General features: G+C 40.7%; 30 protein-coding genes. All 30 read left to right on the top strand.

Annotation, left to right across the window (positions count from 1 at the left end; all coding sequences use genetic code 11):
* Nucleotides 1–10 precede the first annotated feature (10 nt).
* The 30 genes from fliG to ACFQ38_RS03385 all read left to right on the top strand — a co-directional run bounded on the left by fliG (nucleotide 11) and on the right by ACFQ38_RS03385 (nucleotide 25,490).
* The gene (fliG, locus tag ACFQ38_RS03240; protein ID WP_336822466.1) at nucleotides 11–1,024 is read left to right on the top strand and encodes a flagellar motor switch protein FliG; all 1,014 of its coding nucleotides are present in this window, start codon (nucleotides 11–13) and stop codon (nucleotides 1,022–1,024) included.
* Nucleotides 1,017–1,787 (top strand): flagellar assembly protein FliH, encoded by a 771-nt coding sequence (fliH, locus tag ACFQ38_RS03245; protein ID WP_336822467.1) that lies wholly within the window; start codon nucleotides 1,017–1,019, stop codon nucleotides 1,785–1,787. Before fliG ends, fliH begins: the two co-directional genes overlap by 8 nt.
* A 3-nt stretch (nucleotides 1,788–1,790) precedes the next feature.
* Complete coding sequence (gene fliI / locus ACFQ38_RS03250) at nucleotides 1,791–3,122, top strand: flagellar protein export ATPase FliI (protein WP_336822468.1); 1,332 nt, start codon at nucleotides 1,791–1,793, stop codon at nucleotides 3,120–3,122.
* Nucleotides 3,122–3,574, top strand: a complete 453-nt coding sequence (fliJ, locus tag ACFQ38_RS03255) for a flagellar export protein FliJ (protein WP_336822469.1) — start codon at nucleotides 3,122–3,124, stop codon at nucleotides 3,572–3,574. Before fliI ends, fliJ begins: the two co-directional genes overlap by 1 nt.
* Nucleotides 3,528–4,178, top strand: a complete 651-nt coding sequence (locus tag ACFQ38_RS03260) for a MotE family protein (RefSeq protein WP_381479821.1) — start codon at nucleotides 3,528–3,530, stop codon at nucleotides 4,176–4,178. The genes fliJ and ACFQ38_RS03260 overlap by 47 nt, the downstream gene beginning before the upstream one ends.
* 42 nt (nucleotides 4,179–4,220) lie before the next feature.
* Nucleotides 4,221–5,528 (top strand): flagellar hook-length control protein FliK, encoded by a 1,308-nt coding sequence (locus tag ACFQ38_RS03265; RefSeq protein ID WP_381479776.1) that lies wholly within the window; start codon nucleotides 4,221–4,223, stop codon nucleotides 5,526–5,528.
* A gap of 5 nt (nucleotides 5,529–5,533) precedes the next feature.
* The gene (gene flgD, locus ACFQ38_RS03270; protein WP_336822472.1) at nucleotides 5,534–6,178 is read left to right on the top strand and encodes a flagellar hook assembly protein FlgD; all 645 of its coding nucleotides are present in this window, start codon (nucleotides 5,534–5,536) and stop codon (nucleotides 6,176–6,178) included.
* A 20-nt stretch (nucleotides 6,179–6,198) separates the two neighbouring features.
* Nucleotides 6,199–6,579, top strand: coding sequence for a TIGR02530 family flagellar biosynthesis protein (locus ACFQ38_RS03275; RefSeq protein WP_381479777.1), 381 nt, complete (start codon nucleotides 6,199–6,201; stop codon nucleotides 6,577–6,579).
* A gap of 87 nt (nucleotides 6,580–6,666) precedes the next feature.
* A complete protein-coding gene (locus ACFQ38_RS03280) occupies nucleotides 6,667–7,743 on the top strand; it encodes a flagellar hook-basal body complex protein (protein WP_381479778.1) in 1,077 nt (358 codons plus the stop codon).
* Between the two features lie 255 nt (nucleotides 7,744–7,998).
* Complete coding sequence (locus tag ACFQ38_RS03285) at nucleotides 7,999–8,220, top strand: flagellar FlbD family protein (protein WP_336822475.1); 222 nt, start codon at nucleotides 7,999–8,001, stop codon at nucleotides 8,218–8,220.
* Nucleotides 8,210–8,635, top strand: a complete 426-nt coding sequence (gene fliL, locus ACFQ38_RS03290; protein WP_336822476.1) for a flagellar basal body-associated protein FliL — start codon at nucleotides 8,210–8,212, stop codon at nucleotides 8,633–8,635. Before ACFQ38_RS03285 ends, fliL begins: the two co-directional genes overlap by 11 nt.
* Nucleotides 8,636–8,668: 33 nt before the next feature.
* On the top strand, nucleotides 8,669–9,667 hold the full coding sequence (fliM, locus tag ACFQ38_RS03295; protein WP_336822477.1) for a flagellar motor switch protein FliM: 999 nt from the start codon (nucleotides 8,669–8,671) through the stop codon (nucleotides 9,665–9,667).
* Complete coding sequence (gene fliY / locus ACFQ38_RS03300; RefSeq protein WP_381479779.1) at nucleotides 9,660–10,862, top strand: flagellar motor switch phosphatase FliY; 1,203 nt, start codon at nucleotides 9,660–9,662, stop codon at nucleotides 10,860–10,862. The genes fliM and fliY overlap by 8 nt, the downstream gene beginning before the upstream one ends.
* A gap of 20 nt (nucleotides 10,863–10,882) precedes the next feature.
* A complete protein-coding gene (locus ACFQ38_RS03305) occupies nucleotides 10,883–11,245 on the top strand; it encodes a response regulator (RefSeq protein WP_336822479.1) in 363 nt (120 codons plus the stop codon).
* Between the two features lie 3 nt (nucleotides 11,246–11,248).
* Nucleotides 11,249–11,941 (top strand): flagellar biosynthetic protein FliO, encoded by a 693-nt coding sequence (fliO, locus tag ACFQ38_RS03310; protein ID WP_381479780.1) that lies wholly within the window; start codon nucleotides 11,249–11,251, stop codon nucleotides 11,939–11,941.
* Nucleotides 11,934–12,599: a flagellar type III secretion system pore protein FliP gene (fliP, locus tag ACFQ38_RS03315; protein WP_336822481.1), complete on the top strand. Its 666-nt coding sequence runs from the start codon at nucleotides 11,934–11,936 to the stop codon at nucleotides 12,597–12,599. Before fliO ends, fliP begins: the two co-directional genes overlap by 8 nt.
* Before the next feature lie 44 nt (nucleotides 12,600–12,643).
* Nucleotides 12,644–12,913 (top strand): flagellar biosynthesis protein FliQ, encoded by a 270-nt coding sequence (fliQ, locus tag ACFQ38_RS03320; protein ID WP_336822482.1) that lies wholly within the window; start codon nucleotides 12,644–12,646, stop codon nucleotides 12,911–12,913.
* A 4-nt stretch (nucleotides 12,914–12,917) separates the two neighbouring features.
* Nucleotides 12,918–13,694, top strand: a complete 777-nt coding sequence (gene fliR, locus ACFQ38_RS03325; protein WP_381479781.1) for a flagellar biosynthetic protein FliR — start codon at nucleotides 12,918–12,920, stop codon at nucleotides 13,692–13,694.
* Nucleotides 13,695–13,697: 3 nt separating this feature from the next.
* Nucleotides 13,698–14,777: a flagellar biosynthesis protein FlhB gene (gene flhB, locus ACFQ38_RS03330; protein WP_381479783.1), complete on the top strand. Its 1,080-nt coding sequence runs from the start codon at nucleotides 13,698–13,700 to the stop codon at nucleotides 14,775–14,777.
* A gap of 26 nt (nucleotides 14,778–14,803) precedes the next feature.
* On the top strand, nucleotides 14,804–16,834 hold the full coding sequence (gene flhA, locus ACFQ38_RS03335) for a flagellar biosynthesis protein FlhA (protein ID WP_381479785.1): 2,031 nt from the start codon (nucleotides 14,804–14,806) through the stop codon (nucleotides 16,832–16,834).
* On the top strand, nucleotides 16,834–17,958 hold the full coding sequence (gene flhF / locus ACFQ38_RS03340; protein ID WP_336822486.1) for a flagellar biosynthesis protein FlhF: 1,125 nt from the start codon (nucleotides 16,834–16,836) through the stop codon (nucleotides 17,956–17,958). Before flhA ends, flhF begins: the two co-directional genes overlap by 1 nt.
* Nucleotides 17,951–18,817: a MinD/ParA family protein gene (locus ACFQ38_RS03345; protein ID WP_336822487.1), complete on the top strand. Its 867-nt coding sequence runs from the start codon at nucleotides 17,951–17,953 to the stop codon at nucleotides 18,815–18,817. Before flhF ends, ACFQ38_RS03345 begins: the two co-directional genes overlap by 8 nt.
* A gap of 52 nt (nucleotides 18,818–18,869) precedes the next feature.
* Entirely contained in the window at nucleotides 18,870–19,949 is a 1,080-nt protein-coding gene (locus ACFQ38_RS03350) for a protein-glutamate methylesterase/protein-glutamine glutaminase (RefSeq protein ID WP_381479822.1), read from the top strand.
* Nucleotides 19,950–19,964: 15 nt separating this feature from the next.
* A complete protein-coding gene (locus ACFQ38_RS03355) occupies nucleotides 19,965–22,037 on the top strand; it encodes a chemotaxis protein CheW (protein ID WP_381479786.1) in 2,073 nt (690 codons plus the stop codon).
* A gap of 15 nt (nucleotides 22,038–22,052) precedes the next feature.
* Nucleotides 22,053–22,529, top strand: a complete 477-nt coding sequence (locus ACFQ38_RS03360) for a chemotaxis protein CheW (protein ID WP_336822490.1) — start codon at nucleotides 22,053–22,055, stop codon at nucleotides 22,527–22,529.
* The gene (locus ACFQ38_RS03365; protein ID WP_336822491.1) at nucleotides 22,519–23,151 is read left to right on the top strand and encodes a chemotaxis protein CheC; all 633 of its coding nucleotides are present in this window, start codon (nucleotides 22,519–22,521) and stop codon (nucleotides 23,149–23,151) included. The genes ACFQ38_RS03360 and ACFQ38_RS03365 overlap by 11 nt, the downstream gene beginning before the upstream one ends.
* Nucleotide 23,152: 1 nt before the next feature.
* The gene (locus ACFQ38_RS03370; RefSeq protein ID WP_381479787.1) at nucleotides 23,153–23,647 is read left to right on the top strand and encodes a chemotaxis protein CheD; all 495 of its coding nucleotides are present in this window, start codon (nucleotides 23,153–23,155) and stop codon (nucleotides 23,645–23,647) included.
* 202 nt (nucleotides 23,648–23,849) lie between these two features.
* Nucleotides 23,850–24,632: a FliA/WhiG family RNA polymerase sigma factor gene (locus ACFQ38_RS03375; RefSeq protein WP_336822493.1), complete on the top strand. Its 783-nt coding sequence runs from the start codon at nucleotides 23,850–23,852 to the stop codon at nucleotides 24,630–24,632.
* Nucleotides 24,629–24,931, top strand: a complete 303-nt coding sequence (locus ACFQ38_RS03380) for an RNA polymerase subunit sigma (RefSeq protein ID WP_336822494.1) — start codon at nucleotides 24,629–24,631, stop codon at nucleotides 24,929–24,931. The genes ACFQ38_RS03375 and ACFQ38_RS03380 overlap by 4 nt, the downstream gene beginning before the upstream one ends.
* Before the next feature lie 4 nt (nucleotides 24,932–24,935).
* Nucleotides 24,936–25,490, top strand: coding sequence for a hypothetical protein (locus ACFQ38_RS03385; RefSeq protein ID WP_381479788.1), 555 nt, complete (start codon nucleotides 24,936–24,938; stop codon nucleotides 25,488–25,490).
* Nucleotides 25,491–25,514: the final 24 nt, after the last annotated feature.

Consider the following 25,514-nt stretch of genomic DNA (forward strand, 5'->3'; position numbering starts at 1 on the left):
AGGGAGAAAATTGGTCAATAAGGATAAAGGCATTACTGGTAAGCAAAAAGCAGCACTCCTTCTCATCTCGCTCGGCCCGGAAGTGTCTGCTGCTGTTTATAAACATCTGACAGAAGAGGAGATTGAGAGGCTTACACTTGAAATTTCAAGCGTGAAAAAAGTCGATTCCTCATTAAAAGAGGAAATTATTGAGGAATTTCATAATATCGCCTTAGCCCAAGACTACATTTCTCAAGGCGGTATCGGATATGCGAAAACGGTCCTTGAAAAGGCGTTAGGAAAAGAGCATGCGCAAGCGATTATCAATAGGCTCACATCATCTTTGCAAGTGCGTCCGTTTGATTTTGCGAGGAGAGCTGATCCTGGGCAAATTTTAAACTTTATCCAAAACGAACACCCGCAAACGATTGCGCTCATCCTCTCCTATTTGGAAGCGGAACAGGCGGGGATGATCTTATCATCGTTGCCCCAAGAAGTACAGGCGGATATCGCGAAAAGGATTGCCACGATGGACTCTACTTCACCTGAAGTTATTAGTGAAATCGAGGCTGTTTTGGAGCGAAAACTATCATCAACCGTTACGCAAGATTTCAGCGAAACTGGCGGTGTAGACGCAGTTGTTCAAGTGTTGAATGGAGTAGACAGGTCAACAGAGAAGACCATTTTGGATGCATTGGAAATACAAGATCCGGAATTGGCGGAAGAAATCCGCAAGCGGATGTTTGTCTTCGAAGATATTGTCACATTGGACAATCGTTCTATTCAGCGCATTGTGCGTGAATGCGAAAATGAAGATCTTATTTTGTCTATGAAAGTATCAAGTGAAGAAGTGAAAGATATTTTATTCAAAAACATGTCGCAACGTATGGCCGAATCTTTCCAAGAAGAGATGGAAGTGATGGGTCCTGTACGATTGAGGGATGTTGAAGAAGCACAATCAAGAATTGTATCGATCATTAGAAGATTGGAAGATTCGGGTGAAATCATCATTGCACGTGGTGGAGGGGATGACATCATTGTCTAAGCTATTCCGCTCAGAACGTACGATTTCGACAGAAGGCAAAGTGAAAGAGATAACGATTCGCAGCTTGCAGAAACCAGTTTTGAATGACGAAAATGATGGCTGCTCAATGGAAGCAATAAATTTTGAAAAAGAGCGACTTTTAAATGAAGCGAAACGGTCGATCGAGATTGAAAAAGCAAATGTGGAAAAAATGCGGCAAACTGCGCTTGAAGATATTGAAGCTATGCAAGTAGCTTGGGAACAGGAAAAATTGGCTTTACAGCAACAAGCATATGAAGAAGCATTTCAAGCAGGATACGAGGAAGGCAGAAATAAGGCGATTTCCGAAATGCATGACTCGATTCAAACAGCAAACGCTGCAATTCAGAGTGCGCATGACAATGCAAAAGCTTATTTGGAAAGTCAAGAAAGGGTCATCTTGGAAATTGCAATGAAAGCTGCAAGCCGTATTTTAGGGAAGGTACTAACGGACGATGAAGAATCCTTTTTATCAATTGTCAGAAGGGGTCTAAAAGAAGCACGTGAAATGAAAGAAATTAAACTCTATGTTTCTTTAGATCATTATGACATCGTTTCATCCAATAGAGCAGAGCTATCTGCCATTTTCCCGCCGGACATTCCGTTTTTAATATTTGCAAATGATGATTTCCAAGCGGAAGACTGCATCATTGAAACGAATCACGGCAGAATTGTAGTCAGTGTCGATGAACAATTGAATGAGTTAAAGGAACAATTGGTTGAACTGATGGAAAGTGGTGACTAACTGATGAAGAAAGCGGAAGAATTATTGGATGTTATTCCGAAAATGAATACTTTCAAGAAATTCGGTCGCGTCGTCCGTGTTGTTGGCCTAATGATTGAATCGCAAGGACCGGCAAGCTCTGTTGGCGATGTTTGCCATATTCATATAAATAATGCTGGAAAAAAAGGGTCTGTCATTCTTGCTGAAGTTGTTGGATTCCGAGAAGAAATCGTCATACTAATGCCGTATACGTCCATTAATGATATTTCAAGCGGGTGCCTTGTCGAATGTACGGGAAAACCGCTTGAAGTAAAGGTAGGCATGAATTTAATAGGAAAAGTATTAGATTCTATGGGGAATCCGATTGATAACAGCCCTTTGCCTAAAGGCCTTTCCACCGTACGGACAGAGCAAGAACCGCCGAACGTGTTAACGCGTATTCCAATCCGTGAAAAGTTAGCTGTCGGTGTCAAAGCAATTGATGGCATGTTAACGGTTGGAAATGGACAAAGGGTCGGCATTTTCGCTGGCTCTGGTGTTGGGAAAAGTACTTTATTAGGTATGATCGCCCGCAACACAACCGCTGATTTGAATGTTATTGCGCTAATCGGAGAACGTGGGCGGGAAGTGTTAGAGTTCATTGAAAGAGACTTAGGTCCTGAAGGGCTCAGCAAGACGATTGTCGTAGCCGCAACTTCCGATCAACCTGCACTCATGCGCATTAAAGGTGCATTTACGGCAACCGCCATCGCAGAATATTTTAGGGATAAAGGCATGAACGTCATGCTCATGATGGATTCGGTAACGCGTGTCGCTATGGCCCAAAGGGAAATCGGTCTTGCAGTAGGGGAACCACCGGCAACAAGAGGTTATACACCATCTGTTTTCTCCATCTTACCTAAATTGCTTGAACGGACAGGTACGAATGAAGTAGGCGCCATTACAGCGTTTTATACAGTATTAGTCGATGGTGACGATATGAATGAGCCAATTGCTGATGCGGTCCGTGGTATTTTGGATGGACATATTGTACTTGACAGAACGTTGGCAAATAAAGGCCAATATCCGGCAATCAATGTGCTAAAAAGTGTCAGCAGGCTAATGAATCATATTGCCAGCCCAGAACATGTGAAAGCAGCCGAAAAGCTTAGAGAGCTCTATTATACTTACAATAAATCTGAAGACTTGATCAATATTGGCGCTTATAAAAAAGGCACCTCAAAAGAAATTGATGAAGCGATTGAATATGAACCACATATAACAAATTATTTGAAGCAGAGCTATAAAGAAAATGTATTGATGGATGATAGTATTTCTGAACTAATTTCACTCGCTCCAAAAGGAGGCACAGCATAATGAAACCGTACGAATATAGATTTGAAAAAGTGCTGACTTACCGCGAACAAGAAAAAACAGAAACGGAAACAGAATACAAAAAGGCGATTGATGAATTTGAAACAGTTGCTACTGAGCTTTATGAATTGCTGAAAAAGAAGGAAGACATTCTTATGGAGCAGCAAGAACGAATGAGCAAGGGCTTTTTAATCAGTGATATCCATCATTATGCACGCTTTATAGAGAGCTTAGAAAAAAGAATTGATTCACTTCAACAAGTTGTCATAAAAGCCCGTTCTAAAATGAATTGGTATGAAGAAAGGCTGTTAGAAAAGACAATAGAAGTTAAGAAGTTCGAAAAGATGAAGGAAAAGGATAAAGAACATTATCGGACTGAAATGGAACATGTAGAAGCGAACCTTCTTGATGAGCTTTCTACGCAAAAGTTCCATCGAAGAGAAAACGGGTGGTAATGTGGCGAAACAGTCTAAAAAACATGTGGAGAATCATAGCGGCAATAAAAGCAGGACGTTAGGCATATTTCAAGGTTTATTAATATGGGTACTCATTCCTTTGCTTTTTGTCACAATGGTACTGCTAATTATAGCGAATGTAGCAGATGTGAACATATTTGATAAAGCGAAACAGTTGACCGAGGAATTACCGCTTGTCGGCAAGAAAGCTGAAAAAGAGCAGGATTCTGTGCTGACGAGCGATGAAGAGTTCATTTCCTTGAATGCGGAAATCAAAGATAAAGAAGCTCAATTATTATCCGTTCAAGAAGAACTCTCCAAATCAGAAGAGGAAAAGACAAGCCTTCAAGCTGAAATTGATCGATTAAAAGATGAAATCGAACAGTTAAAGATACAGCAAACGGATTCTAAACGCGAGATGAAGGAAATTGTAACGACATTTGAAAACATGTCTCCCAAATCAGCCGCTCCAGTTATTATAAAACTAAGCGATGCGGAAGCAGTACAATTATTGGCTAATTTGAAACCAGAAACCTTGGCGTCGATTTTGGAAAAAATGCCTGCTGAAGATGCCGCAAAATATACAAGTTTACTAACAAAATAATAGAAAGTTCATAGTATAATCGTAATGAAAGGGGGTGAATACGTGAACATCGGTTCTTTACAAGCTTTGATTGGATCAACGAACAATCAAGAAACGGCTCCAATGAAAAATGATGATGGGGGAAGTAGTTCTTTCGGATCGGTTTTTGCTTCATTGAATAAAAGTCGGACTACTATTACAGAGAATGTAGAACAAGGCATACCAAGTTCACTGGCAATTGAATTATTAAATGCTGATACATTAAAGCAATTAGAAGACGCCATGAAAATGATTAATTCGAATGAAACGATAGAAATTTCGGATCAATTGGACGGACTGCTTTCATTAGGCCAAATCGGAGAACTGACAGATTTGTTGGCATTGGATTCTGAAAAAGTAGTGGAGCGCCTCCAAGAGTTGTTAGGGGGAGCAGGAATTCCAAAAGAGGAAGTAGATAATCTATCTCCACAATCTGATGTATGGCAATTAATCAATTTAATTGATAAGGCTGGGCCGGCAATATTCCAAAATTTATTAGGAATGAAAGAGACAATGTCAGCAGAAATCCCTGCGAATAAAACAATTGATTTGCAACTATCAGCCTTTCTAAAAACGATTGATATTGTTGCCCCAAAGACGGATATGACAATAACGATGGAGCAAAAACTATTTAGTTTCCAATCGCTGCTTAGCAATATAGGTGAACAATTGGAACAAAGTATACGTTCAGCGAATGCGAAAAGAGTAGAGCTGCCATTTATGCGAAATGAACAAAATGCTCGTAACATCATTGAAACTGTGACGAATCAGCTATCGAAAAAGAATAGTGATGGAAGTCAAACGGGAGCTTTTAAAAGCAATACCTCACCAGAAAATGTTCAACAAACAACTGTGCAGACTGTTGTCAATAAAGTAGAACCTGTGTTTAATCAACAGGAAATTCGACAAGCAAGCCGCAGTGAAAATTTAATGCAAGAATTACAAACGCTTTTCAAAAGATCGAATTTTGGACAGGTCGGTAGTTCAAATCGGATGCTTATTAAGTTATACCCAGAGCATTTAGGCCAAATCCGTATTGAGCTGCATGAAACGAATGGCATTATGACGGCAAGAATTCTTTCGACTACAGCATTAGCAAAAGAAATGTTGGAAAGCCAGCTTCATCACCTAAGACAAGCATTCCATCAGCAAAATTTGCAAGTTGAACGGATCGATATTACCCAATCCATTCAAGACCCATCCCGTAACGAGCGTGAACAAGCCTTCAATGAACAGTATAAGCGTGAGCAGCAGCAACAACAAAATGATAAAAATAAACCAACCGAAGAGGAAATGTCCTTTGATGAGTACTTGATAGAATTGGAGGTGTAATCAGTATGGATGCTCATAAACCGATTACAGAATCAATGTATTTAATTAATAAACAAAGAGATGAGCGAAAAACTGGGCCGGGCACTTTGGATAAGGATGCTTTTATGAAAATTCTCATAGCACAGCTGCAAAACCAAGACCCGACAAACCCAATGAAAGACAATGAATTCATCGCGCAAATGGCACAGTTTTCATCATTGGAGCAAACGATGAACTTGACAAAAGCATTTGAGAAATTTGCTGAAGCGCAAAACCAAACTCAACTCATCCAATACAATCAGTTTGTCGGTAAAACAGTGAAATGGCATGAAATTACGGACGAAAAAGACGAAGATGGAAAACAGGTTGTCAATGAAGGGACAAATGTTATTACTTCCGCTAAATTCGTTGATGGGTCTGTCGTATTTACGACAGATGAAGGAAAAGAATTGACGCCTGGCAATATTTCTGAAGTTCTTTCGGGAACAGACAGTGCAAACAGTCTTGTCGAAGCAAGCATGCTCATTGGAAAAACTGTAGGCTATATGGATGGCGAAGATGAAAAGACTGGAACTGTAGTATCCGTCTCCAATAAAGATGGGAAGTTGCACTACATATTGGACGATGGCAGCAGAATCGAAGGAAATCAATTTACATCAATTAGCCAATAGGTACAAGAAGGAGCGATTGGATGGATAAAATACAAACGCATCGCCTTCCAAGTCAACCGCTCATACGCCAAGGGACACAAGTCAATAAAAGCATTCAGCCCCAACAATCATTCGTCCAGCATTTACAGCAGGCAATCGAGCCTGAAACGCTTAAGATTAGCAAACATGCAAACGAACGACTGTTAGAACGCAATATCCACATAACAGACGCCGAATGGGCGCGTGTCAATGAAAAGGTGAACGAAGCGAAGAGGAAGGGTATAAAAGAATCGCTTGTTCTTATGGATCAAGCAGCGCTGATCGTCAGTGCTAAAAACGCAACAGTCATTACAGCGATGGATCGCAAAGAAGCGAAAGATCAACTATTTACAAACATCGACGGCACAATCGTACTGATGTAATCTTGGCAGGACCTCAGATAGAGGATGCCATCGCACTGCCGAATGACAGAGGCAGTCACACTAACGATCCGAGAGGGGAAAAATAAAATGTTACGATCTATGTACTCAGGAATCTCAGGCTTGAAAAACTTCCAAACGAAATTGGACGTTATCGGTAACAACATTGCGAACGTAAATACGTACGGATTTAAAAAAGGTAGGGTTATTTTTAAAGACTTGATTTCCCAAACAGTTGCTGGTGCTTCAGCAGAATCCGACACTCGCGGTGGTGTGAACCCTAAGCAAGTCGGATTAGGCTCTCAACTTGCAACAATTGATACGATCCATTCAGGTGGTTCGACTCAATTTACTGGGAACACATTAAATTTAGCAATTTCCGGTGATGGTTTTTTCCAAGTGATGGAAGGCAATGAAATTATGTATACGAGAGCCGGAAATTTCTATATGGATAAAAACGGTGAATTGGTTGATGGAGACGGAAGATATATCGTAGGTTTGCAAGGTAAACCTGACGGTACAAATAACGACGGAGAAATGTCTATACCAATTGATCCGGCAGACAGAACGGTTGGCAAAATTATTATTCCAATTACAGCATCCTCCATGTCGATCGGACAAGATGGAACGGTTTATTTTGTAGACACAACAGCTGAAGGTAAACAAAAAATAGCAGAAGCAGAAGAAGTATTTAGCGGACAAGAGCAAAGATTAAAACAAGGTATAAAAGATGCGGAAAAAGCGTTGAGAGAAGCTGAAGCTAACAACGATGATGCCGCAATAAAAACAGCTAAAGATAATTTAGAGCAAGCAAGAAAAGCTTATGATGATGAAAAAGCTAAAGTCGACGAAGTAAAGGCACAATATAAAGCGACATTGCAAGTTGCAGGGAAAATTCAGGTAGCAACTTTCTCCAATCCAGGAGGACTTGAAAAAACGGGTGGAAACTTGTTCAGAACTTCTGCTAACTCCGGAAATCCGAATATTGGGTTTGCGTTAGACCAAGGATTTGGTAGTATCGAATCCGGCTTCCTCGAAATGTCCAACGTTGACTTATCAGAGGAATTCACAGAAATGATCGTTGCACAACGTGGTTTCCAAGCGAACACTCGTATTATTACAACTTCTGACGAAATTCTACAAGAACTTGTTAATCTGAAGCGATAATATAGGTTCTTTGGTTTTGTATAATAGATTGATAATATTTCTGTAACAATTAGTTAGTTGATTGAAGTGGAAGGCGGCGACTCCTGCGGGATCAGCATGAGCTGATAGCCCCGCAGGAACGCAGTGACGAGGAGATTGAAGCCATGACCGCGGAAAGCGTCCGCCTGTAACGGAAATCAACGTTAGCAAGCGGGGTGTCAGTTCTGACACCTAAGAAAGGAGGGCCGGGCCGGCTCTTTGCCCGGCCCCTTACATATGATAAAACTTACTCGTCTAAATGGTGCGGCATTCACATTGAATGCCTTATACATAGAAAAAGTCGAATCGTTTCCCGATACGACGATTACCTTGACGACAGGTACAAAATATGTCGTCCTTGATACGGTTGAGGAAGTGAATAGCCGCATCATTGATTTTTATCAGTCGGTTCAGCTACTGTCGAATCCGCATATCCGGGGTGAAGAAGATGAAGAATAAAGCATTGACGATCACATTGATCATTTTAGTTTGCATTACGCTTGTTGGGATTGTAGGACTTATTTTAGCATTGCAATTAAAAGGGAATGTAGAGGAGAAAGAGCCGTCGATTGATGAAATCATAGAGGCGTCTGTCGATGTTCCTGAAATAACGACGAACTTATCAGGTCGCCAGTTTATCCGCATTTCACTGAAAATCCAAACGGAAAACAAGAAAGCAGCTGAGGAATTGGCGAAGCGCGAGTTCCAAGTGAAAAACATTGTTATTCAAGAGCTTTCTGAAATGACTTCCAAGGATTTTGAAGGAAAAGCCGGAAAGCAAGCATTTGAGGAATCGATTAAATCACAGTTGAATCCGCTCATGCAAGAAGGCGAAATAGAGAAAGTGTACATCGTTTCTTACATTATTCAATAAGTGTACGAGAGTACGATGCAGGGAGGTGGCCTAATGTCGGGAGATATTTTATCGCAAAATGAAATAGATGCCTTACTATCCGCATTGTCGACTGGCGAAATGTCGGCGGACGAAATGAAAAAAGAAGAAGAAACCCGGAAGGTCAAAGTGTACGATTTTAAACGTGCCCTCCGGTTTTCCAAAGACCAGATCCGCAGTTTGACAAGAATCCATGAAAATTATGCAAGATTACTTACAACGTACTTTTCAGCACAATTGCGGACATATATCCAAATCAATGTCGCTTCAGTTGACCAAATTCCATTTGAAGAATTTATTCGGTCGATACCGAATATGACGTTGATTAATATTTTCGAAGTCCCTCCCCTTGAAGGGAACATCATTATGGAAGTGAATCCAAATGTCGCGTATTCGATGTTGGACAGGCTGATGGGAGGGGTTGGCACAGGTCCTGGAAAAGTGGACAATATGACTGAAATTGAAACAAAGATTTTAACAAATCTATTTGAGAGGTCATTTGATAACTACCGGGAGGCTTGGGCTGGCTTTGTAGAAATCGATCCATTCCTCAGTGAAATGGAAGTAAATCCGCAATTTTTGCAAATGATTTCACCGAACGAAACGGTTGTCGTTATCTCGTTCAATATTATTATCGGAGAGTCCAGCGGCATGATTAATATTTGTATACCTCATGTTGTGTTGGAGCCAATTGTGCCGAATCTTTCAGTCCGATATTGGATGCAGTCAAATAAAAAAGATCCGACATCTGAACAAAGTATCAAACTTGAGAAGCGGTTAAAAAAAGCGGAATTGCCAGTAGTCGCTGAATTGGGACAAGGATCTTTATCGGTAGAAGATTTTCTATACTTGCAAGTCGGCGATGTCATTTCATTGGATCGCAAAATTGATGATCCATTAATTGTCAAAGTCGGAGATATACCGAAATTCGCCGTACAACCTGGCCATTTACGAAATCGCATGGCCGTCCAAATTATAGAACCATTGAACGGAGGGGATGAAGATGATGAGTGATAATGTTCTTTCTCAAGAAGAAATCGAAGCGTTACTGCGCGGTGAACCTGTCAAAAATGAAGAATCCGCAACATCATCCTCTAATATTGAAGACCAATTAAGCGAAATGGAGAAAGATGCCTTAGGTGAAGTCGGCAATATTTCATTTGGCAGTTCGGCAACAGCACTTTCTTCATTATTAGGTCAAAAAGTGGAAATTACGACTCCACAAATTACTGTGGTGGATCGCAGCATGTTGGAAACTGAATTTGTCCATCCGTATGTTGCAGTCGAAGTCGAGTATACAGAAGGGCTTAACGGCACGAATCTATTAGTTATTAAACAGAGCGATGCTGCAATTATCGCTGACCTGATGTTGGGCGGAGATGGGCAAAGCCCTGGAGAAGAGCTCAATGAAATTCATTTGAGCGCAGTCCAAGAAGCGATGAATCAAATGATGGGATCAGCGGCGACTTCTATGTCGGCTGTATTCGACAAGAAAGTCGATATTTCGCCACCCTCCATCGATTTAATGGATATGCAAACGGATGAAGGCGTGGAAAGAATTCCAGAAGATGATCTACTCATAAAAATTTCTTTTGAATTAAAAGTAGGTTCATTGATTGATTCGAACATTATGCAGTTGTTCCCGCTTCAATTTGGGAAAAGTTTAGTTGCGTCATTAATGGATAGTGGTTCAAATGAAGAAGCGGCAGTAACAATGGAAGCTCCTGCCCGCCCGTCTTCACAGCAAACTGAACAAAATAGTAGTCCTCAGCAACAGTCTGCTCCTTTATATGAGCAACCAGCTCACGCTGAGCAACAGCAGCAATCGCATTTATATGAACAGCAGCCTATGCAGCAGCAATTGCCACCAAGGCAGCAACAGCCACAAGTTCAAGTTCAACAAGCACAATTCGCCAACTTTGAAACACCTTCGCTCAATCAAGGTGAAGTGAATAACTTGAATATGCTTCTTGATATTCCTTTGCAGCTGACAGTTGAGTTAGGGCGTACGAAGAGATCGGTGAAAGAAATATTGGAGCTATCCAGTGGATCAATCATTGAACTGGATAAATTGGCTGGGGAGCCGGTCGATATTTTAGTCAACAACCGGCATATCGCACGAGGTGAAGTAGTCGTCATTGATGAAAACTTCGGAGTTCGTATTACAGATATTTTAAGCCAAACAGAAAGACTGAATAATTTAAGATAGGATTTGGGGAGGCAATAACGATGAGTAAACGAATTTTAATAGTAGATGATGCAGCTTTCATGCGCATGATGATTAAAGATATTTTAACGAAGAACAACTTTGAAGTTGTAGGAGAAGCAGCTGACGGAGCGCAAGCAGTCGAGAAGTATATGGAATTGAAACCGGATTTAGTGACGATGGATATTACGATGCCGGAAATGGACGGTATTGCTGCTCTGAAGGCAATTAAAGAAAAAGATCCATCTGCTACGATTATTATGTGTTCAGCGATGGGTCAACAAGCTATGGTGATCGATGCAATTCAAGCGGGTGCTAAAGACTTTATCGTTAAGCCTTTCCAAGCGGACCGCGTTGTAGAAGCTATCCAAAAAGCATTGGGTTAAGCTATGCGTTTACCTAAAGTATTTAAATGGGCATCGATGCTTTTGATGGTCGCAATCATGTTCGCTGGAACAAACCCGGCAGCCTTTGCGGAAACGGATCAAAATAAATCTGTTTTCGATTGTGTTGAAAACAGTAAGGATTGCGATGAACAGCTTGATCAGTTGAATAGCCCCGAAGAACCGGCTGCCGACAGCTCACAAGAAGAGAAGGCTGTCGGTTATTCATTGGGGGATTTTGTTCGGACATTTTTAGCGTTTCTGTTTGTAATCGGGCTATTATTCGTTTTATTGAAGTTTATTAACCGTAAAAATAGAATGTTTTCACAACATCGATTTATGAAAAATGTAGGTGGTCTTTCATTAGGCCAACAAAAATCCGTTCAGCTTGTCATGATTGGCGATAAGTATTATTTGATCGGCGTTGGAGAAGATGTCCGCCTGTTAAAGGAAATTACTGATGAAAAAGAGATTGAGAACTTAGAAGCGTATTTCCAAGATGATGAAATGAAAGCTCCGCCGACCGTATTGACTACATTATTTAAGAAAGTCACTGGACAAAAGGAAGAGCCGCAAGAGGATAAAGGTTCTGATCCTGATTTCAATCAACTATTCACTACAAGAATTGATGAAATGAGAGAAGAACGAAAACGTCAGTTAAAACGATTGGAAGAAAAGGAGCGCAGAAAAGATGAATGATTTCGTCCAGTTTTTCTCGGACAGTAACCCGGCGAATGTATCGACATCCATCAAAATGCTGCTTCTTTTAACTGTACTGTCACTGGCGCCGGCAATTCTCATATTAATGACTTCATTTGCGAGAATCGTCATTGTACTGTCTTTCGTCAGAACTGCATTGGCAACCCAGCAAATGCCGCCCAATCAGGTAATTGTCGGGCTTGCATTATTTCTAACCTTTTTCATAATGGCACCTACTTTTCAAGAAGTGAATGAAACAGCGCTCACTCCTCTGTTTGCAGAAGAGATATCTCTCGACGAAGCGTATGATCGGGCGAGTATGCCATTTAAGGAATTTATGAGTAAGCATACAAGGCAAAAGGATTTGGAATTATTTTTGAGATATAACGAAGCCGATCGACCAGAGACATTAGAAGAAATTCCTTTGACAATGTTAGTGCCAGCCTTTGCACTAAGCGAACTGAAAACAGCGTTTCAGATGGGGTTCATGATTTTTATACCATTCCTTGTTATTGATATGATTGTTGCTAGTGTACTAATGTCCATGGGTATGATGATGTTGCCGCCTGTCATGATTTCTTTGCCATTTAAAATATTGCTTTTTGTTTTAGTGGATGGCTGGTACCTCATCATTAAGTCGTTGTTGCAAAGTTTTTAGCGGACATCTTTCGTTTTATTTGAAGCTTTGAGGAGTGGTGTTGAATGTCGGGCGAATTGGTCATATCGATAGCGGAGCGAGCAATTTGGGTCATCTTACTAACTTGTGGTCCATTATTGATCGTTGCCTTGGTGACAGGTCTTGCTGTCAGTATTTTTCAAGCGACAACGCAAATACAGGAACAGACCTTAGCTTTCGTTCCGAAAATTGTCGCTGTCCTCGTTGCAATCGTCTTTTTTGGACCGTGGATGCTGGCAAGAATCACGACCTTTGCTGCAGATATTTTTGATAATCTGATTCGGTATATTGGGTGATTGAATGGAGGATCTTTTACCGTCAGTTGCCGTCTATTTATTAATTTTAACTAGAGTTACCGCATTCATCGTAACGGTTCCTCTCTTTTCCTATAGGGCAGTGCCGACTACGCACCGCATATTGTTTGCCGCATTGTTGTCATGGATGATGGTCTATACGATTGAAGCGCCGGCTATCGAAATCGACGGAGTCTATTTCATGTACGTAATGAAAGAGGCTGCGACCGGGTTGTTTATTGGTTTAATCGCTTATATTGTCATTTCCGCAATACAAATTGCAGGCGGTTTTATCGATTTCCAAATGGGTTTTGCAATTGCGAACGTCATCGATCCGCAAACGGGTGCACAGTCACCTTTATTAGGACAATTTTTCAATATGTTAGCTATGCTGCTCATGTTGACGTTAAATGCGCACCATATGTTGTTAGACGGGATTTTTTACAGCTATCGTTTCATTCCGATCGATATGCTGTGGCCTGCTTTCGGTGAAGAGCGTTTAATCGAGTTTGTCGTCAAAACATTTGTAGCCGTATTCGCAATTGCATTTCAAATGTCCGTTCCGATCGTTGCTACTTTATTTTTAGTAGATTTAGCGTTAGGCATCACCGCGAGGACAGTACCTCAGCTAAATATATTCGTTGTTGGCTTCCCAATAAAGATTGGAGTCAGTTTCTTAGTATTAGCAACGATGGCGACTGTTATGGTTACAATGATGCGAAAGTTATTTGAAGTGATGATTTCTGCGATGAGGGATTTGATGATCATCTTAGGAGGTGGCTAATCTATGCTAAAACTTGATTTACAGTTTTTCGCCGGTGAAAAGACGGAGAAAGCCACCCCTAAGAAACGTCAAGATTCTCGAAAAAAAGGGCAAGTGCTAAAAAGTCAAGATGTTACGAGCGCAATCGTTCTGTTATTCGTATTTCTCTTTTTATATTTTGCTGCTGGTTTTATGCGGGACCATGTTTTTACGTTTTTCACACATACCTTTACAAAGTTTGTACCTTTACAAAGTTTGGATATTGATCAGACAATGCTTATTTACATAGAGATGATCATGCAAATGGCTATTGTTTTATTGCCTATTATGGCTATTTCCATCATTGCAGGAATTGGAGGCAACTTCTTTCAGTTCGGTTTGCTGTTCACTACTGAGCCGTTAAAGTTCGATTTGAAAAAAATCGATCCCGTCAAAGGGCTGAAAAGGATTTTTTCCATAAGAGCATTAGTTGAGCTGTTGAAATCATTATTGAAAATATCGTTTATCGGATCAGTCACGACGATCTTTTTATTGATGAATATTGATAAGGTTTTAGGCTTGGCATTTAAAACCCCTCAAGATACTTTAGTGACTGTTGGTCAATTAGTCGCTTTAATGGGCATCATAGCTTCATTTGTATTGTTGTTTATCTCAATTTTAGATTATTTTTATCAGAAATATGATTACGAAAAAAACCTTCGAATGTCTAAACAAGATATCAAGGATGAATATAAAAATTCGGAAGGGGACCCAATCATCAAATCGCGCATTAAACAACGTCAAAGAGAAATGGCGATGCGGCGTATGATGCAGGAAGTACCTCAGGCGGATGTTGTCATTACGAACCCGACTCACTTCGCAATCGCATTGAAATACGATGACACAAAAATGGATGCGCCCGTTGTCATTGCGAAAGGTGCAGATTTCATCGCCCAAAAGATCAAAATGATTGCGAAAGAGCATGACATTGTCATGGTTGAAAACCGTCCTCTCGCAAGATCGCTTTATGATGAGGTGGAGATTGGAGACCGTATTCCGGAGCAGTTTTTCAAAACAGTTGCAGAGATTTTAGCGTATGTATATCGCATTCAACGAAAAATTTGAGTTAATTTCGAGAAAGTAGGGATGGCATGCAGTTCAAAGATATCGGAGTGTTGGCAGCGGTCATCATGATTGTCGCGATGCTCGTCATCCCATTGCCGCCGTGGCTCCTAAGCTTCTTAATTATTATTAATATTACGTTAGCATTATTGGTTCTTTTAACATCGATGAATATGCAAGAGGCGTTGCAATTTTCCATCTTTCCTTCCTTATTGCTATTGCTAACATTGTTCCGTCTCGGATTGAACGTTTCCACTACACGAGCTATTCTTTCACAAGGGGATGCGGGTGGTGTAGTAGATACATTCGGTACATTTGTAACAGGTGGTAATGTTGTTGTTGGTCTCGTCGTATTCGTCATTTTAATCATTATCCAGTTCATCGTCATTACAAAAGGTTCAGAACGTGTTTCTGAAGTGGCAGCACGTTTTACACTTGATGCGATGCCTGGTAAACAGATGAGTATTGATGCTGATTTGAATGCGGGTATGATTTCCGAAGCAGAAGCCCGCATGCGTCGTGAAAAAGTAAGCAATGAAGCTGATTTCTATGGAGCAATGGATGGTGCGACGAAGTTCGTCAAAGGGGATGCAATTGCGGGGATTATCATTGTTATTATTAACCTTCTTGTCGGTATGATTATCGGTGTTGTTCAAATGGGTCTACCATTCGCTGAAGCTGCGACTAGATTTTCGCAATTGACTGTCGGTGATGGGATTGTGTCTCAAATTCCTGCATTGCTCATTTCAACAGCAACGGGAATTGTCGTTACACGGGCTGCATCAGAGGGCAATCTCGGTTCGGATATTACAAAACAGCTATTAGGCCAACCGAAGTTATTGTATGTTGCTGCAGCAACCGTTTTCCTTTTAGGATTATTTACTCCGATCAATGATATTTTAACAATTCCAATCGCGCTAGCACTTGCCGCCGGTGCATATGTTATGTCCAAAAAACCGGTGGAAGACCCGGAAGAGTTGCTTGAAATGGAAGAAGAAGTTGAAACAGAAGGAATGAAGAGCCCAGAGAATGTCGTTAATCTATTGAATGTCGATCCGATAGAATTCGAATTCGGCTACGGTTTAATTCCGTTAGTAGATGCTCAACAAGGCGGCGATTTGCTTGATCGGGTTGTCATGATTCGCCGTCAGTTGGCACTGGAATTAGGGTTAGTCATACCGGTTGTTAGAATACGGGATAATATTCAATTGCAGCCGAATGAGTATCGCATCAAGATAAAGGGAAATGAATTATCGAGAGGCGAGTTGCTTTTAGATCACTACTTGGCAATGAGCCCTTCAGACGATGATACAATTGTTGGCATTGATACAGTTGAGCCATCCTTTGGCCTGCCTGCAAAATGGATAACGGAAGACGTGAAAGAGGATGCCGAAATCTTAGGCTACACTGTAGTGGATCCGCCGAGTGTCGTTTCCACTCATTTAACTGAAGTGATACGTGCCAACGCTGCGGAATTGCTCGGCAGACAAGAGACGAAACAACTAATCGACCATGTGCATGAAACGTATCCGATCTTGGTAGACGAGCTGACTCCTACGCCTCTTTCTATCGGCGAAATTCAAAAAGTATTGGCCAAATTGCTGAGTGAAAATGTTTCGATTCGAAATTTGCCTATTATTTTTGAAACGTTAGCCGATTACTCAAAATATACATCTGATGTAGATCTGTTAACAGAATATGTCCGCCAGTCATTAGCTCGGCAAATTACGAATCATTACGCGTCTAACGGTGAATCACTAAAGGTGTTAACTGTTTCAGGTAAAATCGAAAAATTGATTGCGGACAATATCCAACAGACTGAACAAGGAAATTTTTTATCGATCGATCCTGCCAATTCGCAAGAAATTCTTGAATCGATTGCAAGGGAAGTTGAAAGGGTAGCATTAATGGAACAATCACCTGTCATTCTATGTTCTCCTGCTATCCGAATGTATTTAAGGCAAATTACGGAAAGGTATTTCCCTCAAATTCCTATTCTTTCTTACAATGAACTTGAGGCTTCTATCGAAGTACAAAGTGTCGGGGTGGTGGATATTTAATGAAAATGAAAAAATACTCTGCAGCTACGATGGTGGAAGCAATGAAAAAGGTGAGGGCGGATTTCGGGGATGACGCGGTCATCCTCAACTCATCTGTCGTGAAGACGAAAGGCTTTTTAGGTTTTTTCAAAAAGCAATCAGTTGAAGTGTTAGCTGGATACGATGAACCAGTTGAGAAGCCTGCTCCATTCAAAAAAGAAGATCATTATGCGCCGATTCAACAAGTCGTTGAACACAATGTAAAGCCTTCTGTTGATTTGAAAAATGAAATGGAAGAAATGAAAAAAATGCTTCAAGAAATGAAACAATCCGTTTCTTTTAGTCAATATCCAGATAGTATGAATCCACTTCTTACTCTATTGGAACGTCAAGAGCTATCCCAATCACTGATGCTATCTATCGGTGATGGGATTTTTACGAAAATGAAGGAAGAAAAAAGGGATTTTACAGTGAAGGAACAAGCAGAAATTGCTAAAGAACTATTGTTGAAGGAATTTACAAATATTCCTTTTGGCGGCATCTCATTCACTAAAAAATATATAAATGTATTAGGGCCAACAGGAGTAGGTAAAACGACAACGATTGCTAAAATTGCTGCAAGATCGGTTTTGGAGCATAAAAAGAAAATCGGTTTTATAACGACTGATACGTATCGAATTGCTGCAATTGAGCAATTGAAGACGTATGCAAACTTATTGCAAGCTCCTGTCGAAGTGGCATATAGTCATGAGGATTTTCTTGCGGCGATTGAAAATTTAGGCGATCGGGATATGATTTTCATCGACACAGCAGGCAGGAATTATAAAGAAGAAAAGTTTGTAAACGACTTAAAACAACTCATTAATTTTGATTTGGAAATGGAGTCGTTCCTTGTACTTTCTGTTACGTCGAAGGAAGAAGATATGAAAATGATCATAGAACAATTTCAGTCGTTCCCGATTGAAAAATTCATATTTACAAAAATTGATGAAACGGGATCCGTTGGACCGATGTTCAACCTAATGCAACAGTATAAAATGGGAACAGCCTATTACACGGATGGTCAAGAGGTTCCCGAGGATATTGCGGAAGCGGAGCTTGAAAAAATGATAGACCTTCTATTGGCAGGTGTTGCTCATGCGTGATCAGGCAGAAGCACTCCGATTGAAAGTGTTAAAGGCGCAAGGCAGTTTGGCAAGATCAATTGCTATTGTCAGTGGCAAAGGTGGGGTCGGGAAATCGAATTTCACGACAAATTTTGCCCATTCGCTTCGTTTGAAGGGAAAAAAAGTGATTGTCATCGATATGGATATTGGAATGGGCAATATCCATATTCTTTTAGGGGTCGCTCCTCGTTATAGCATGAAAGATTATTTAATGGGACAGCAACCGTTGGAATCAGTGATCAATAAAGAAGACGAAGGGCTGACCTTCATTGCAGGAGGATCTGGACTTGATACGGTATTAGATTGGTCTGAAGCGATGTTCGAACGGTTGATCACAGCATTTGAGCAATTGCAAACGGAATATGATTTCATTCTTTTTGATATGGGCGCCGGAGCTACCCAACGCTCAATTGAATTGATCATTGCGGTGGATGAAGTGATTGTCATTTCGACAACAGAGCCGACTTCCATTACCGATGCATATTCGATGATGAAATTTATTTACCTAAAAGACCCAGACAAAAAATTCCATCTTGTCAGCAATCGGGTATTTAGGTCAGACGATGGAAGTGACGCAGTTAATCGACTGCAATTTGCAATGCGGAAATTTTTAGATAAAGAAACGAACGTTTTAGGATTTCTGCCAGAAGATGATGCCGTACATCAGGCAGTTTTATCCCAAAAGCCATTTTTGCTCCAATATCCTAACGCTCCGATTTCAAAAAAAATGGTCGTAATAGCGGATAAATTTGTCCAATCAGACCCAAATGGTGTGGATGATCGACCTATAGGATTCTTAAGTAAATTGAAAAGCATTTTCTCGAAAGGACGTGGGTGAATTGAACGAAAACAGTGAAAAGAAAGTTTTAGTAGTCGATGATTCGGCATTTATGCGTAAACTGATTTCGGATATGTTGTCAAAACATCCGAATCTAACTGTAATCGGAACTGCCCGCAATGGGAAAGATGCGCTTTCAAAAGTGCAAACGATGAAGCCTGACGTTATTACAATGGATATAGAGATGCCATTAATGAACGGTCTTGAGGCTTTAAAGGAAATTATGGATCATTATCCGACACCAATTGTCATGCTATCAAGCACGACTGAAATTGGAGCAGCAAACACGATTACTGCTATCGAATATGGCGCAGTCGATTTTGTTGCTAAACCTGGTGGTCCCATTTCATTAAATTTAGGGGAAGTTGAAAAAGAGATCGTAGAAAAAGTTTATGCTGCTTCTAAAGTCCGGGTAGATCGATTGATAAGAAGAGACATTGTAAGGAAACCTATCCTTCAATCAACTACAACAGCACCTGAACAATCTTCTATTCAGCCGTTGAATAAAGACTTGCCATCTCCTCGAGCTGTTCACAAAAAGATTTCCAAATCACAGCGTTCTTTTGTTATAATAGGTACATCGACAGGGGGGCCTCGAGCACTACAAGAAGTGCTTACGAGCTTACCTGCTAATATTCCCGCACCGATCTTAATTGTTCAGCATATGCCGCCTAACTTTACGAAGTCTTTAGCGGAACGGCTCAATGGCATGAGTGCTCTGCGCATTAAAGAAGCTGAAGATGGAGAAGAGCTTTTGAATGGCGTCGCTTATATAGCACCAGGTGGCATACATTTAAAATTTGAAAAAAGTGGGATTGGTTATAAGGTTCGTTTAGATCCATCTGAACCGCCGAGGATGGGACATAGGCCTTCTGTCGATGTGCTTTTGGAATCAGCCGCATTAAAACAAGACTTACAGTATGTTACAGCTATAATGACAGGCATGGGTCATGACGGGAGAGATGGGATGCGTAAATTACAAGCTTCCTGTACAACAGTAACGATTGCCGAGTCAGAACAGACTTCAGTCGTTTACGGTATGCCGAAAGCGATCAAGGATGCAGGCCTTGCTGATGAAGTCGTCGATTTACAAAATATAGCACCAACTATTATGGAAATCTTATTAGGGTAAAGGGGGCACCGCAGGATGGAAACGAATCAGTATTTGGAAATGTTTTTGGATGAAAGTAAAGAACATCTCCAATCTTGCAATGAGCATTTATTGGAATTGGAAAATAACCCCGATGATTTAGCGATCGTCAATGAAATCTTCAGATCCGCACATACGTTAAAAGGTATGTCTGCAACGATGGGCTATGAAGATATCGCCGATTTGACACATAAAATGGAAAACGTTTTAGACGCGATTCGAAATGCGAAAATACGGGTCACGACAGAAATTTTGGATGTTGTATTCAAAGCTGTCGATTACTTGGAAGAAATGGTGATGGACATTGAAGCAGGCGGAACTGGAAAAAAAGATGTACAAGCTTTAGTTCAAACGTTAAATGAAATAGAAGCTGGTAACACTTCAATCAGTTTACCTCAACAAGAAACAGCTGCCACAATTGCAGCAGAAGAGGAGCAAAATACAGAAGAATCCTCTGCTTCTTCTCTTGACTATGACGATTATGAAATGACGGTAATTAGTCAATCACAAGAGTCGGGCTTCAATGCTTATGAAATTAATGTTGAATTACGAGAAGACTGTCTTTTAAAAGCTGCACGTGTATTTATGGTGTTCGAAATCTTGGAAAAGTCCGGAGAAATCATTAAAACGGCACCGAAAGTCGAACAGCTTGAAAACGAAGAGTTTGACGAAAAATTCACTGTCGTATTATTGACGAAAGAGGAAGCGGACACTTTACAAGCAAAAGTGATGAAAGTTTCTGAAGTTGCAAAGGTGGATGTGAAGGCAATTACAGGAGCAACGTTGCTAAAAAACAAACGTGCGAAAGAGGATGAACTTTCGAAAGTTCCTGCAAGTCATAAACCTGTTGAGGAGGACAAAGGAAAAAAAGATAGCGTTCCTCAAAAAGGCAAGCGTACGTCAGTTGCTTCAAGCGGCAATAAAACAATTCGCGTTAATATCGATCGCCTTGATGTTCTTATGAATCTATTCGAAGAGCTAGTAATTGATAGAGGTAGATTGCAATCGATAGCAAGTGAGTTACATAACCCAGATTTAAATGAAACAGTAGAAAGAATGACACGCGTATCCGGAGATTTGCAAAATATCATTTTAAACATGCGCATGATTCCTGTAGAGACGGTGTTCAATAGATTTCCGAAAATGGTTCGCCAACTTGCGAGGGATCTAAATAAGAAAATTAATCTTGAAATAATCGGTGCTGAAACAGAGTTGGATCGTACAGTTATTGATGAGATCGGCGATCCACTCGTTCATTTGATCCGAAATGCACTTGATCATGGTATTGAAAGCCCAGCGGAAAGGTTGGCAAAAGGGAAGCCGGAAGAGGGTACCGTTTCACTTCGCGCTTACCATTCGGGTAACCACGTTTTCATTGAATTGGAAGATGATGGGGCAGGAGTCAACCGTGAACGGGTATTGAAAAAGGCGATTGAAAGAGGAATTGTGACGGAAGAAATTGCCGATACATTAACTGATAAGCAAGTCGCTGAACTCATTTTAGCATCCGGATTCTCTACTGCCGAAAAAATTACAGACGTTTCAGGGCGCGGTGTTGGACTGGATGTCGTAAAAAGCACGATCGAATCGCTCGGTGGATATATTACGATTGACTCAAAAGAAGGGCAAGGTTCTCTATTCCAAGTTCAGCTGCCATTAACGCTTTCTATTATTTCCGTTATGCTTGTCAATTTGGAAAAAGATATTTACGCAATTCCTTTATCGTCCATTATTGAAACAGCAATTATTCAAAAGACGGATATTTTAAATGCGCATAACCAAAAAGTGATCGATTTCAGGGGTAGCATTGTGCCGCTCGTATATTTGAAAGATATTTTCGAAATGGAAGAGCAGGGAGAAGACGAAAACGATGAATTCCAATCTGTCGTCATCGTCCGTAAAGGAGATAAGTTGGCGGGACTCGTTGTCGATTCATTTATCGGACAGCAGGAAATTGTCTTAAAATCATTAGGAAATTACTTGCAAAGTGTATTCGCGATTTCCGGCGCCACAATTCTTGGGAACGGCCAAGTTGCACTCATCGTAGATTGCAATTCACTAATCAAATAGGTAGGAGGAGAAAACATGGCTGAGTTGAAAGAATTAGTTGGACGTGAAGAAATGAAAGTAATCATATTCCAGCTGATGGAAAAAGAATATGCGATTGAAGTCGATGTGGTTGAATCGATTGAGAAGCTGATTTCAGTTACAAGAGTTCCGAAAACACCATCCTATGTGAAAGGCGTCATCAATTTACGGGGGGTCGTCACACCGATTGTCGACCTTCGCGATCGCTTCGGCATGGAACCAAAACAAATGGATGATAGCAGCCGAATTATTATTGTGTCACTCTTAGAGTTCGAAGTAGGCTTAATCGTTGATGCAGCCAATGATGTCATTGACATACCCGTATCCGCGATCGAACCTCAACCTGAAGTCGTTGATTCGATTGAGTCTGAATTCATTGCTGGCGTTGCGAAAGTTGATAAACGATTATTAGTTATGCTCAATTTAGATAAAGTATTGCAGCCAGTAAAACGAGTGATTGCAGATGAGTTCTGATAACCAGATTACGGACATGCATTTAGATGTGCTAAAAGAGATAGGGAATATCGGGGCTGCCCATGCGGCTACCTCCCTATCTCAATTATTGGATCGAAAAATCGAAATGTTAGTGCCGAATGTCCGCCTTGTTTCATTCGATGAAATGTTTGAATTGGCAGGGGGGCCTGAAAAAATTGTCGCTGGAATTTTTCTCCGCATTGAAGGTGATTTATCAGGCAGCATGTTTTTTGTCTTGCCAATCGAGTCTGCAAATGAATTCATTCAACGCATGATTGGGGATCCTTCGTTCGATTTCGGTGCAAACCCGATCCCTGAAATGGGTGTTTCGGCTATGCAAGAATTAGGCAATATTTTATCGGGTTCTTATTTGTCGTCTCTTTCAGATTTTACAAAACTGAATATCTACCCGACTGTCCCATCTTTGAGTGTTGATATGGTAGGCGCGATCGTCAGTTTTGGACTGATTGAAGTGTCCCATTACAGTGATGAAGTGATCGTAATTGATACGCGCATTAATGAGGACAATGAAGATGGTTCTTCAAGTGTTGACGGCCATTTCTTCCTACTGCCTGACCCGCCTTCCTATATAACTATTTTCCGATCATTAGGTGTTATGTAGTATGACAGCGCTTAAAACGGTTGTTAGGGTAGGCATCGCAGACATGAACGTAGTTAAATCTCCTGACTGCATTCGAACATCTGGGCTTGGTTCGTGCGTAGGGGTAGTGCTATATGATGAAGTTAGAAAAATTGCCGGGTTATTGCATGTAATGTTGCCTGATTCCAAATTAGGAAAATCGGATCAATTGAACGTAGCCAAGTTTGCTGACACCGGAATTTATGCGCTTATGGAGGCATTGAAGGCAGAAGGCGCCAGGCCAATGTCTTTAAAAGCGAAAATTGCTGGCGGCGCTCAAATGTTCCAGTTTGGTTCAAATGATACAATTCGAATTGGACCTAGAAATGTGGAAGCAGTGAAAAACGAATTGAAAAGGCTGTCGATTCCGATCGTTGGGGAAGATACCGGCGGATCGAGTGGAAGAACAATTGAATTTGATCCGGAAACAAGCAAATTGAATATCCGAACTGTCAATGCCGGAACGAAAGATATATAAAAAAGTAAATCTCTGCACTTAAAATCCGGATTTATTGCCAATAACCTATGAATTCCATACTTGTAGGCTTGCGGCTATGAATACGATAAAATAAGGAAGCGGCTGACCGATTCAGTCGCTTTTTTTCATAATTTTTTGCTATAATAGTAATCAATGAAAAGTAAAAGATTGAACTATATTCATATGGAAAGTGAGGGATTCGATGTCCAAACAGGATTTGACGGAAGAAGAAGCATGTTGGGAACTTTGGCTGAAGGATAGAGATTCCGATGCCGGCGATATGCTCGTCCGAAAATATACTCCTCTCGTCAATTACCATGTACAACGAATCAGCTCAGGCTTACCCCGCAATGTGTCAAGAGATGACATTATGAGTTTAGGGCTGCAAGGCTTATTTGATGCGTTGACAAAATTCGATCCGAAAAGGGATTTGAAGTTTGATACATATGCCTCTTTCCGTATTAGAGGTTCAATTATTGATGGTTTAAGAAGGGAAGATTGGCTCCCGCGCTCTTCACGCGAGAGAACAAAAAAGCTTGAAGAGGAAATTAATAAATTAGAACAAACTTTGCTGCGCCATGCAACCCCTGAGGAAATTGCAGAACACGTTGGAATGACGGTAGATGACGTTTATCAAACCGTCCATGAGCAATATTTCTCCAATGTTTTGTCGATGGATGAGCGCATGCATGATGATGAAGAGGATGGACATAAATCTTTTCTCATTAAAGATGAAAACGAGCGGACGCCTGAACAGCAAATGATGATGGGTGAGTTAGTCGGAGAATTATCCGAAAAAATTAAAACCCTGAACGAAAACGAGCAACTTGTACTGAATCTTTTTTATACGGATGAAATGACATTAACAGAAATCGGTGAAATATTGGAGTTGTCAACTTCACGGATTTCACAAATTCATTCGAAAGCGCTTTTTAAACTTCGTAAACTGCTATTGCCTGAAATCGTCGATGGAGGGATTCTATGAGCTTAAAAAGTATAGAACTACAAATTGCAATACCAAAAACGTTCGAAGCTGGCAAGGTAGCTGAGCAAAAACAGCAACAATCACAGTTGAATCAAGATTTAGCGAATGCATTGACAGAAAAGCGTGCGGAAAAAATGAAGGAAAGTGTCATGGAAACGGAAGAGTACGCGAAAACAAATCCGGATCGTAAAAATGATCAGCAACAAAATGAGCAAAAGCAAAATGAAAAGCGAAAACAAGAAGAGGAAATGAAGACGATCCACCCTTACAAAGGTTCGTTCGTCGATTTTACGGGGTAATGACATGCAAACCATTTTTTTAGTGTTTCTATTTTTATTGAATATGATCGCTTTTTACATTATCGCATTGCTTTATGTGAAAGTGTCGAAGTTCAACAATTTGGAGATGAAGCAGCAGAAGCTTATGGAAGAGATGGATAATGCCATCGGAGCTTATTTGACGGAAATGAAAGATGAAAATGAGCGCCTTATAAAAATTATTGAAGAACGCCAACAAAAAGACGATGTTTATCATGCAGGCAGCCAAGGGGATAATATGAAAGAAAGCAATACTGATAAAATAGTGGCACAAGCGGAAAGTGATTTTGTGTTGAAGTCTCCGAAAATCCCTGTGAAAATGGCTTTGAAATCCTATCAAAGTATGCCTATTTCCGCAAAAAAGACGGAAACTGATAAGGCTGTTGAGGATCCGGTTCAGGAAACTGCAGCCGAACCGATCGAGATGGACGACCGATCTCTAGCGTTTTCAATGCAACAACAAGGAATGTCTGTTGAAGAGATTGCAAAGCAATTAGGGAAAGGCAAGACATACGTTGAGCTGTTGTTAAAGTTTCGGTAAAGTCAGTTGCATTCAATAATTACT

The sequence above is a fragment of the Sporosarcina contaminans genome (assembly GCF_042679045.1).
Lineage (GTDB): Bacteria > Bacillota > Bacilli > Bacillales_A > Planococcaceae > Sporosarcina > Sporosarcina contaminans.